Below are 11,852 nucleotides of genomic sequence, written 5' to 3'. Positions count from 1 at the left end.
TGTTGAAATGGCTAACTGGAAATTCACCGACCAATACGGCAGCACTTATCCATCGTTGCAGTATTCCATACTCAGCCTGTTAGTGTTCTCCGAGCACTCGTTAAACGGTAATAATTTTACCGGCACATTGGATGTGGACGCTACCGGCACGGCTCTTAGCACAATAGGAACCATGCTAGGGATGGGCAGCATCCCGTTAAGCGGCACCGTGGACGCTACCGGTGCTTCCCTTACGGTTACCCTGCGTTCCACCAATGACCAGGATTTTACCCAAGCGATTGCCAATTGTATCCCCTTGATTGGCGGGAGCATCACCAAAAATGCCTGGTTGGATATCAACACCGTTTCATCCCAGACCGACCCTGAAGGCGATTCACCACCGACCGATGTGTTTAGCCTCGGTGTCACCATCGCCATCGGTTCAGCCAGTGTGGACATTAATACCCAGGTGCCTATGAATGGCGGGTTCTTTTACCTTTCCGGCGAATTTACCGGGGTGGGCATCAGCCTTAATGACCTGAATTTCTTGATGGGCCCGTTGGCCGAAGGCAATGCCTGGTTCCCTTCAACGGAGTTGGGGCCTTATTCTGCCGGGCAAACGTCTTTCGGGTTACTGAGCATGTCGCTACTTTGCTATGTGACCCTCGCACCGTCTTTCAGCATCTCAATCAATTCTGTCAACGTTGAAGTCGGCATTTCAAAGTTGCCGCTGATGGGCAACGCCCTTTATTTGGATCCCTTAGGCGTTTGGGTGACGGTCACCAATCCCACATCGGATGCTGCGGTGACGTGGGGGTTGCTTGGGTCGGTAAAGCTTTGCAATTATGCCAATCCGGGGCCGGTGGGGTTAAGTGACCCGGATTTTACCTTCGATTTCACCATGACGTTTCCTAGCTCAACGGACAACACGTTCGGCATCGCCGCCTATCTGGAAAATCCTGCCGGCAAGTCAGTGAATGTCATGTTGCAGGATTTGATGGGGCAGGGGACTAACGTAGGCATAGGCGACAACATCACGGTAAACAGTTTTGAGTTTGATACCAGTGCGGATGTGTCCACGGGCACTATCAATGAGTTTTCCACTTCGATTGTCATGTCGGGTGGTTTTGGCCTGTTTGAAAAAATTCCCCTATCGGTGGAGCAACTGTCCATATCGGTAGCGTACAGCGCAAGCTGAATAAAAACACACAAGACAAACCAATGAGCACAACACAAATATCTTTCAGCGCAGTTTTAAAAGTGGGGGAGGAAACCGTACCCCTGCTTTCAGAAATTGTTTTTGGTGACAGCAATTCGCAGGACGGGGTCAGTAATGGTTTTCTGTTTAAGCTGAACCGTCAGCCTGAAGATCCGCCTGTAACCGTTTATTTAGGGGATGTTATCGCCTTTATTGAAGACCAATTGGGGGTGGGGGCCGGTGGTTTGGCAAGCAACCCTGGGATGGACGCGCTTTCGGTGCTGTTTAAACAACCGGATGCAAATATTACCCCTGAAAGTTTCAATTCATCCAACCAATTGCTGGTGAATATTTACGAATTTACCATTAACTCAACCGATAAAGAGTTCTTGTTTTCCATCAACATTGATGTTGAAGGGGCTGACCCCACGAAAGGTATTATCGCCCTACCTGGCGAGCTTAACAATTGGGTGAAAATCAACAGCCTGGGAATTTCCTTCAGCGCCACCTCAAAATCTCCTTCATAAAGAAACATTGCCATGTCCACAGAAGTTGAATTAATTGCAGGGCTTAATCTGGAAATCGGCTCGGTGCCGGTTTCTTTGGGTGTCGGTTATCAAACGCCGGAAGGTAAGACAATTTATACCTTTAACGGATGCGTACAAGACGCGGAAATACCGTTGTCCAATTTTATTGGCTATGTGGGCAAACAGTTTGGGGTAGATGTGCAATTGCCGCCTGAATTGGATATTGAAGCCTGGATTGATTATTTGGTATGCCAAGTAATTTACACCAAACCTACGCAGGGGGACACGACCACTGAATTGGGCGCCGCAGGAAGTTTCGACTTAATCATCAACGCTAACCATTACGTCTTTAATTTTTATGCTGACACGATCCTTAGCGGCAATACGACGGGTAACGCTTATGTGGTGGGGGCATCGGTCAATGTAAACTTGGCGTTTGCCAGTTTGCCGTTAGTGGGGGATGTGCCGGGTTTTAACGAGTTGTCCCTCACCAACATTGGCTTTTCTTACACCAACGTGTCCGATAAGACAGTCGCTTTCAATATCCCGCAAGTGGGTTCTTCAGCCAACCTGCTATACACCCGTAATGACCCTGAGGCCAGGAACAAAAACACGTACAGCATTAAAACAGATGGCAACAAACAGAGTTTCGCCCTTAACAAGAAAGGTTTTTCATTAACGGCGGGTTTGTCAAAAAGCGGCAATGCCAGCAGTAATTTTGCCTTGCCTATGGCATTGCTGGCAACCCCCAAACCCAGTAGCCAGACACCGCCGCCACCTTTTGGTAGCGGCAAAACCAGCCCGCCCGCCACTTCAGTGCATTGGATAAACATCAATAAAAAATTCGGCCCGGTGGACTTGCAAAAAATTGGCCTTAACTACAGCAAAGGGGAAGCTTCATTTGGGTTTTCGGCGGGTTTTTCGTTAGGCGGCTTTTCCTTAGGGCTAGAAGAGATGTCCATCACTTTCCCTATGCCTTTGCCCGGTATGCCCGCAGGTGATACGGTTAGTTTTGATTTGCATGGCCTGACCATGGACATCAAAACGGGTGGGCTTGAAATTGGCGGCGCCTTTTTGAAAAGCACCGCAGAAGACGGGGGCACTGCTTATTATGGGCAAGTTATTGTCCAAGTAGGTAGTATCGGGTTTAAGGCATTGGGTGGTTACACACCCGCACATACAGCCAATGACCCTAACCATGCGGGCCAAAAAATCCAGATCCCTGCTTCCTTTTTCATTTATGCCAATATCAATGTACCGCTCGGCGGGCCGCCTTATCTTTATCTGAATGGTTTTGCCGGAGGTTTTGGTGTAAACGATTTGCTCAAGCTGCCCACCCTCGAGAATTTGCCTGGTTATATCCTATTGCCAGGCCCGAATTCTAAAGCCCCTCCACAAGGGGGCTCCGCTGCGGACACGATCAATACTGTGCTGCCGCAAATGCAGGAATACTTTATTCCCGATCCGGGGCAATATTGGGTGGCCGCAGGCGTTACTTTTTCATCGTTCCAAATGATCAACGCCTTTGCCTTGGTGACGGTTTCCTTTGGGGTGGATTTCCAAGTGGCTTTGCTTGGCAGCTGTTCCATGAATTTCCCTACGGGTGCGCCTACCCCGATTGCTTATGTGGAAATAGACATTTTGGCATCCTTTTCCCCATCGACAGGTTTGTTGGCGGTGGAGGGCATCATTTCCCCAGCTTCGTATATCTTTGGCAGTTTCTGCCAGATCACTGGCGGTTTTGCTTTTTATATCTGGTTCAACCCGCCAGTGATCGCCAATGGGCCTAAAACTGGCGATTTTGTTGTGACGCTCGGCGGTTATCATCCGGCATTTACACCGCCTGCTTATTATCCCAAAGTGCCTAGGTTGGGGATCAACTTTAACTTAGGGCCGTTCCATGTCACGGGCGGTTGTTATTTCGCACTGACCCCCGGCATGTTTATGGCGGGTGGTTCGATGAATGCCACATGGGATTTAGATGTCATCAAAGCGTGGTTTACTATTGGGGCCGACTTTTTAATTGCCTGGGCCCCTTTCCATTATGAAGCGGACGTCTATGTCAATGTGGGGTGTTCGGTCAATCTGGGTTTGGTCACGCTGAACGTGTCGGTTGGGGCCGACCTGCAATTGTGGGGGCCTCCGTTTGGCGGGGTTGCGGAAGTGGATTTGGATGTCGTTTCTTTCACTATCTCTTTCGGGGCGGCACAAGAACAACCGGAACCTATTGGTTGGCAGAATTTTAAAACCATGTTCTTGCCAGGGGACACACCTGCACAGCCCGCCCCCCACAAGGCCTTAATGGCGATGGCGGCAACGGCGGGCGAAGCCGCGGCATCCACCAATATCCTTAAGTCCACTGTGGCGGCTGGTTTATTGGGTAGCGATGTGAACGGCTTTGACTGGATATTGGATCCCGACCATTTCAGCATTCTGGTGAGTAGCACCCTACCGGCCAATACCCCGTTATGGGGCACCGGGGATCGCACAAGCCAACCGGTTTCCAATGACCCTGGCGATTATAACGTTTCCCCACCGCCCGTGGATGCGGCGCAATGGCCGTACCTGACGTTTGGCGATACAGCCAACCAGATGGACGGCACCCATATCTGGAACCCTACGGTCAATATCAAGCCCATGGCCCTTAACGGGGTCACTTCCAGCATGGCCATCAGCCTATTGAAGATGGATGACCAAGGCAATTATGGATACATCACCGCCGTGTCATTGGCCCCGGTGGTTTTGGATTCATCCGCCGCATTATGGGAGTCTTCCACGGGAGAAAAACCTAAGGTCACCGACCCGTCATTTTTGAAGGCTTGCCTAACCGGTTTTAACATCACGCCTTTACCGCGGCTGCCGAATCGGGTGAACGGGGTGTTGCTGATACAGCTGCTGTACCAGCAAGGCAACAACTATTATTTTTCTTACCAAGCACAAGTCATTGATGACGATTATGAAGTTAGCAGCACAGGGGAAGGCTCAGATACCTTGACGGTTACGGTTTCGGGCCAGCATACGGCTGAACTTAAGAATACCGGCTACGTGCTCAGTTCATTGGCAGACACCTGGGTGAGCAGCCAGAGGATGGCCATCTTCGAAAATCTTAACCTGCTGGGATTTTCAACATACAGCACTGCCAACCTCACCACATTCGCATCGCAAACGGCCCTGACCGATTGGCCTGAAGTGATGATGCTAGGTGAGAGCCTAGAAGCTTAACGGAAACGGAAAAACACACCATGAGCGACAATTCCAACAACCCGCAACTGAACCAACTGGTCTCGTTTATCCAGCATGACATTCCTGGGCTGGAAGACGGCAAGTACCAATTAAATGTTTCGCAGCAGGTGACCGATGCCAAAGGGCATATCGTTTCTGACGACTCGCTTTCGGTCTCTTACCGCTTTGCTGTTACCGGGGACCGTTTCCGGTTGAGCAAGCCCACGGAATTGGTGTATTCGGTTTTTCCCGCTGAAAATGCTTCAGGGGAATACAACACCGTACTGCCCAATGTGGTCTTTACCAAAACCACTTTCCCTTGGTCACGCTATCCGACCAAAACCCTTAACGAAGAATTCGATAATGCCCCCCCGTCTCCCGGCCAGGATACGGATGTGGATATGAGCACATGGCTTACGGTTATTTTGTTGGATGAGGATGATGTTGCCAATTATGCAGGGCAATACCCCAGTTTTAAGTTAACACCAGCAGATGCGGCCATCGGCGACCTGTTTTTAAGCAGCGCCAACCCGCAAAGCACATTAGGTACGAACTATTCTTATTTTTACGGTGTGACTGACCAAAGCAAGCCGTTAAGCACGTACCTTGATCCAGGTGACCAGCTGACGGATACCATACAAATATTGGACATCCCGCTGGAATTGTTTTTTAAAATCGCCCCTACCATCAACGACCTCAGCCTAATGGCGCACGTCCGCAAAGTCAGCCTGATCAATAAGCCCACCATGCCCGGCATATCGGATGTCGGGGAGCCTGAGGGCAGTTTCTCGATTGTGTTTGGCAACCGTTTGCCCAACCCCATGAAAAAGACTTATGCCTATTTGGTCTCTTTGGAAGAAATGGAAGATTTTCTACCTACCAGTGAAGACGGTGGTGCACCTGACAATCAGGATGGGTTCACGCCTGACATTTCAAAATTGTTGCGTTTGGCGGTTTTAAAAAGTTGGAATTTTTACTCCACTGGTGAAAGCGCGACGTTTGTGGACCAATTAAATGCCTTAAACAATGCCGCACCGCCAGTAAACCATGAGACCAATGCGGATCTGGCTGCCAACACCAACTTACGGCTCACTTGCCCGGAAGCGGCGATACCGATTGTAAAGGCCGCTTTGGGCATGGGCTATGTACCGCTCAACCATAACTTGCGGGCCGCCGAATACACCAGTGGCGTATTCACTATTGATAGGACCGTGTCTTGGTATCGCGGCCCGTTAGCACCTTACCAAATAGACAAAGCCGCCATTAACTTACCCATACCATCGCCAGACAAAGCGACCATTTTTGACCCCACTACGGGAATGTTGGATGTCTCGTATGCCGCCGCCTGGACTTTGGGCAGGCAAATGGCGTTGCAGGACACCAGTTTTTCCACCGCACTTTACAACTGGAAAAAAGGGGTGTCACAAGATGTGCTTGACAGTGTGGAGAATAGCGTCCTTTCAGAAAGCTTCAGTGCAGTGTTCGCAAGCATACCCGCACAATCAGCATCCCTAAAGTTAAAAACGGGCGAAACCACGCAAGGTGACACCTTGGCAGCGGATGTCCACGTAAGAAGGCCACTGCAACAGAAACCGCCCGCAGGCAGTTTCTTACGCAATGCCATCCTTTCTTTAAAACAGCCAAAAAACTAACAGCCATGCTATCACGTACGCTTGTCCAGCAAAAACTCTCGGCCTTGTATGCCAATCCTGCCGCCTTATCGCAGCAGGTAGAAGACACCGTTAGCTGCCCAGATAACATCACGGCTTGGTTGGGTAGGCTTAAGCTTTTGTATGGCGTGCCCATTAACTATTTGGTGCCTGATGAAGCGATGTTGCCGCCTGAATCAATCCGCTTTTTTTATCTTGATAGCAATTGGGTGGATGCTTTGGTGGATGGTGCCTACAGCATAGGGCGTAACCTCACAACCAATGAAGACACCGTCAGCTTGGCTTTGGACAAAGCCACCATGCCCATCATGAAGGATGGCACATCGGGCGCGTCAGCCTCGATCCGTGCAGCGGCTTTGGGCGTGGAGTCGCCAGTGGTTTCCTTCGCAACCATTTCCGGTTTTATGCTGCGCTCATCCTTGGTCCAGGATTATCCGGGCATGGGCGTCAACCCTTATCCCCTAGGCGGCACGCCGTTGGATCCGACCCCAAACCTGCTCACCATCTTGCGTATGGAACGTTTAGGGCCAGATTCGGATACCCTGATTTGCCTAGTGGAGGGTGATATGTATCGGGTTGATATACACGAAGCGCCAGAAGCCTTGCACTATGGCCTGGACAGCTTCGAAACCGCTGGTGATGCCATCACCAGTGAAAAGACCATTTATACCTTCACTAAAAGTGGTTCCCCCGGTGACGCTTCGGTGACCATGGATTTGGCAAACCCTAAACATCTTGATTTGGCGGCTAACAATTGTTTCCGTGCCACAAACGATAAACGCACTGTAAAAATGCAAACCTTGGCAAACCTTATTGCGCAAAACCAAGTGGTGCCATTACCTGCCATTGATTCGTCCGAAATGGGGTTTGAAATGGTGGAAGGCGTGGGTATGGTTAGTTTCTACAATAAAAAATCATAATTTATGAAAGCAATCGTTCCGTTAAATATAGCCGCCATTAGGGTAAGCCCTACCGACAATTCCAATGTGGTCACCCAATTTAAGGGGCGTGTGGCCAATTTTGACAATCTGCCCTATGGGCAAAAGTCGTCGCTAACCAGTACCGGTGATGCCGTCGTGCAATTGCTGGAAAGCAATGACAGCCCGCAAGCCCCATTGTACACAGGCATCCATTTGCACTGGGAACTGCCCGATTACTTCCGCAAAGGCGTGCAACCCGTGGGGGGCAGCAATGTCATTTTTCCCCAAGCGCCCAACCGTTGGCTGGTTGTGCGTTACCTCAGCGTTTACAACCCTGGCGACAATACCTGGGGGGCGGTCAGCAACTTTAGTTGGGTGGTGGAAAGCGATTATATTTCCATGTCGCAATTGAAGGATACGGATGGTGTCACCCGACCTTCCGTCCCTGTACCCTTGCCGGTCAACCCTGCTTTTGGTGAACAGCCTTACCGTTTTATGGGGCGTGTGGTCAATGCCTCGGAATGGCCGAAAACAGCGGTGGGTGACCAGTATCTCAGTGATTTTAACGATGAGGATGGGAACCCCTGTTATCTCAATTCGATCGGTTTCCTAGGCCCGGGCTTTTCCTCTTACTATCCTGATTGCTGTAGTGTTTTTGGTTTCTTGGATCGTTTTTTGGATAACCCCGTTATTTACAACGCGCTTAAAAATGGCACCCCTATCCAGTTTAAGGCCAGCTACCAAGTCATGGGTTGGATTAGTGATGGCAATGACCCCTTGGATGGGATTGCCACCCAAGTGGTCGGGCAATACCAAAATTACGTTACCAACTGCAACCAACAGGACACTGAAATAACAAAAACCCCCGCCGATTTTTTTACCAATATTGCCCAGCAAAATTTTAGGTGGCTGTTTAATAAGGCGGACATCACTTATACCTTAGATGCCAACAAAAATATTGAGACACTTGATATTCCCGACAAAACCATTTGTACGGGCATTGCCCAAGAGATTGTATGGGATATGCTGGTAAGCCCGGGCACATCCAGTTTTTTAGGGGATCCAGAAACCCCAACCCAACCCGGTGTCTGGACGGATAATGATTTAAAAGTGGCGATAGGCAACACGTCGATAGAAGCCTTGTCGGCTTTGCTGAAATATGATAACGGCAATACCGACAACGACCCCGATTTGCTGGGTAACTACGAATATTTGTTGGACGCCTTGCAGTTAGGCCTTTTGAACAACTTGGAAGCCCAGGGGAACAATGTCATCGCGCTGGAAGAGGCGTTGCATTCAAGTGGATTTGCCCGCGAACAGGGCGGTTTACAGTGGATAGTGCAACAAAAGCCCTCGGACCCTTCAAAACCGCCCGCACCGGTTGATCCTGATACGGAGATCAGTTTGCCGTTAACTTTGGCCGAAGAACTGAATCTCCTGAACCAAGCACAAAAAAATTATGACATGGGGCGTGGTGCATTGAAGCTCATGCGCCGGCAACTGTATATGGACTGGTATCGCTATATAAAAATGTATGCCGGCAATATTGTTTCCCCAAACGTCAGTGTCAATGCCCTCACGAATTTTTTAACCACCAAGGGGAAAAGCGAACTGGATGCCGTGGTCAACAAAGGCAACGCGGTGGGGGTGCTTGTTTATATCAGCTCGCCTGACAATTCAGGTTCAGTCATTGATGTGCAGCAGCCTGCGGGTGGCGACAACTCGGCCGCTTATGCCGTGTGGGACAAACTCAACCAGTTCAAACAGGAAATGGACGAATATCCTGACTGGCAAATTATTGCCGTGCCGGCCCCCTCATTTTGGTTGCCTACCGACCCGGTCGCGGTTATGGAAGGAAGCCGTATGGAACCCGCCCGCCGGAATGGGGCCACCAGCGATATCCAGGTGAGGCTTACCCCGGAGTTGCTGGGCCAGCTTGGCATCAGCTATAACGGGAATGGTTTCAGCATCAATGCGGCAACTGTTCCCGGGCAAGCAACGCTTAACACCAGCATCCCTTATCAGGATGATTTTTCCGCAGTCATCGGCGAAGCGTGTTTGTTAATACCTTCTTTAGCCCCCAATGTGGCCACTGCCTTACAAGGTTTAGGCGGTGGCGGCACTAATCCGGCGGTGGCCGACTATTCCGGATTTGTCACTGCCCTGAGCAACACCCAAGGCGGGGTGAGTGGGCTTGAAAAGGGTACTCCGCTAATCGGTTTGTACAATGCCGTCCGTCAGCCGGATTATGTTCCGGTTGCAAACCCGGTACAGACAGTGACGGTGCCTTTGCCCATAAATGTCACGTTCACTAACACAGCCGCCAACGGTTGGGTTCCTGATGCCGTGCAATGGAACACCCAAATGCAGTACCCGGAATTTTCCGAGAACCGTTATGACCCGTTTTTGCCAGTCAGTTTGATCTGGAACCTTAGCCTCGACCCGCTGCAAAAGAAATTGGACAAGCTGGATTACAGCAACACCAACCTGACCGATTTCTTCCAGCTAAACCCTGACGCCATTGATTACCAGTACAGCGTCAACAACTTGCCTATCACAACTGGCGATGAGGTCAGTTACGACAGTTCCGTGGTGATGTCCAAAAAAGCGACCTTTAGCCTCACTTACCAAATCGACAGTTTCGAAGCCAATTATCCTAACGATCCAGCTGACCCCACCCTTTCGCAAATATCCAACGACTACAAAAGCCGGAAAATATTGTCGCAAACCATGAGCGGGTTAAATGTGGAGCAATTGCTGTGTTACTACATACCCCAGATATCCGTGGAAGACCTCACCATGGGCTCTAGGGATTCAGTCACCACCGCGATAAAAAATGCCGCGCTCACGGCCAATGTTGGTGATAACTGGTATGACTATGCCTTTAACTCACAGGCGCCCATCCCGACCGGGCCACAGGCGTTAGCCAATTTTGGCCCGCTGCGGGGTGGTTTCTTTAGCGTCAATGGCCTTGAGGTGGTGGATGTCTTTGGGCAAAGGATGGTCTTGGGCACTCCCGTAAAAAATCCGGACGGCTCGCTGCAGGTCATCCCCGCCATGACTATGGCGCCATTGCCTGGCGATACCGCGAATGCCGGAAAAATTTTCTTGCCGCCCCGCATACTTGCGCCCACCCGGTTGTGGTTCCACTGGTTGAGTGCGGCGCACAATAATGCGGTCAGTGGTATCAGCAGCGATTTTGTCGAAATGAACACCCATCCCGCCACGTCACCCGTGTGCGGTTGGGTGCTGCCCAACCATTTGGACAATAGCCTCTTCTTTTATGATGCAGAAGGGGCGGCCGTGGGCTCATTTGGTGTGGAACATGGAAACTTACGGTACCGGACACGCGCCGGAAATATCAACAACCCATCGGACATGTTGTCGATAGACATCGGCCCTTATGGCGACACCGACCCTCCCGTCAATGTGCATTTAGCCAATTTTATGTGGTACATCAATAATAAAAGTGGCGGTGCCGGAGGCAGCGGCGATTTTCTGACCGACCTGATGCAGGCGATACTCAATTCTGACCGCTACATCAACCCGGCCAATTTTGCCCAAGACGCTTCCCTGTCTGTGCTGATAGGGCGGCCACTGGTCATTAGCCGGTCCATAATCAGTATGGAAACATCCGGTAACCTGCTACCGCTTAATCAGGCGGATACCCAGGCCACTGACCCTTGGCCTCTGGATGTCAATGCCGGACGTTATGAATACACGGATAGGATAGCCCACAGCACGGCCAACCTGGATCAAGTGCAGTTTCCGCTGAGGTTAGGGGATTTGAGCAATATTGATGACGGCTTGGTGGGTTATCTCATCGAGCAAAATGCCACTGACCCCTACGGCAATGGCACTTTCTATGCGCCTGCGGCCAACCCTTCCGGTTCCCACGGAGTGAGTGTGCCGTCGGCAACCAATATCCAGTTAACGTTGAATGCGTCCCCTATCGTATTGACGCTATTGATGGACCCCAGGGCCGCAGTTCATGCCACTGCGGGTGTGCTGCCTGTTGAGGAGCTGGGCATACCTGCCGACCAGTATTCCAATACGCTTAAAAACCTGCAAATGACCTTCTTCACCACGCCAGTCTTGCAAAAAAGGCAGGGGCTTATTGTGCCCCTGCCAGCACAGAGCGGCTATGTGTGGAGTTGGCTGGATCCGGGTGACCAGCCCCAGGTTCCTTTGGCCGCCAATGCGTCCAATAGCAATTCTTCTTGGGATTACACGCCACAAACTTTATTGGAAGGATGGTTGGCCCTTACCCCAGACCCCAACCCGGCACCGGACAACACGAACTAAAAAACGAGTTGTTGCTGAAAACACCTAAGCA

The 11,852-nt window shown here is 50.7% G+C and carries 6 protein-coding genes; all 6 read left to right on the top strand.

Annotation, left to right across the window (positions count from 1 at the left end; genetic code table 11):
* Positions 1-7: 7 nt before the first annotated feature.
* From METMI_RS0119820 to METMI_RS0119795, 6 genes are read left to right on the top strand one after another with little or no spacing between them, the layout of a single operon-like run.
* Complete coding sequence (locus METMI_RS0119820; protein ID WP_019868050.1) at positions 8-1,177, top strand: hypothetical protein; 1,170 nt, start codon at positions 8-10, stop codon at positions 1,175-1,177.
* A 23-nt stretch (positions 1,178-1,200) separates the two neighbouring features.
* Positions 1,201-1,704 (top strand): hypothetical protein, encoded by a 504-nt coding sequence (locus METMI_RS0119815; protein WP_019868049.1) that lies wholly within the window; start codon positions 1,201-1,203, stop codon positions 1,702-1,704.
* A 12-nt stretch (positions 1,705-1,716) separates the two neighbouring features.
* On the top strand, positions 1,717-4,926 hold the full coding sequence (locus METMI_RS0119810) for a DUF6603 domain-containing protein (protein WP_019868048.1): 3,210 nt from the start codon (positions 1,717-1,719) through the stop codon (positions 4,924-4,926).
* Positions 4,927-4,946: 20 nt separating this feature from the next.
* Positions 4,947-6,578: a hypothetical protein gene (locus METMI_RS0119805; protein ID WP_029151826.1), complete on the top strand. Its 1,632-nt coding sequence runs from the start codon at positions 4,947-4,949 to the stop codon at positions 6,576-6,578.
* Positions 6,579-6,583: 5 nt separating this feature from the next.
* On the top strand, positions 6,584-7,516 hold the full coding sequence (locus METMI_RS0119800; RefSeq protein ID WP_029151825.1) for a hypothetical protein: 933 nt from the start codon (positions 6,584-6,586) through the stop codon (positions 7,514-7,516).
* A gap of 3 nt (positions 7,517-7,519) precedes the next feature.
* Positions 7,520-11,821, top strand: coding sequence for a hypothetical protein (locus tag METMI_RS0119795; protein WP_019868047.1), 4,302 nt, complete (start codon positions 7,520-7,522; stop codon positions 11,819-11,821).
* Positions 11,822-11,852 lie beyond the last annotated feature (31 nt).

It is taken from the genome of Methylovulum miyakonense HT12, assembly GCF_000384075.1.
GTDB classification, from domain to species: Bacteria; Pseudomonadota; Gammaproteobacteria; order Methylococcales; family Methylomonadaceae; genus Methylovulum; species Methylovulum miyakonense.
Note: the sequence above shows the minus strand (reverse complement) of the source record. Positions and strands in the feature narration are given on the sequence as shown.

Excerpts from the sequence above, each read along its gene's own strand:
- METMI_RS0119820 (WP_019868050.1), top strand. The coding sequence starts at position 8 with ATGGCTAACTGGAAATTCACCGACCAATACGGCAGCACTTATCCATCG.
- METMI_RS0119815 (WP_019868049.1), top strand. The coding sequence starts at position 1,201 with ATGAGCACAACACAAATATCTTTCAGCGCAGTTTTAAAAGTGGGGGAG.
- METMI_RS0119810 (WP_019868048.1), top strand. The coding sequence starts at position 1,717 with ATGTCCACAGAAGTTGAATTAATTGCAGGGCTTAATCTGGAAATCGGC.
- METMI_RS0119805 (WP_029151826.1), top strand. The coding sequence starts at position 4,947 with ATGAGCGACAATTCCAACAACCCGCAACTGAACCAACTGGTCTCGTTT.
- METMI_RS0119800 (WP_029151825.1), top strand. The coding sequence starts at position 6,584 with ATGCTATCACGTACGCTTGTCCAGCAAAAACTCTCGGCCTTGTATGCC.
- METMI_RS0119795 (WP_019868047.1), top strand. The coding sequence starts at position 7,520 with ATGAAAGCAATCGTTCCGTTAAATATAGCCGCCATTAGGGTAAGCCCT.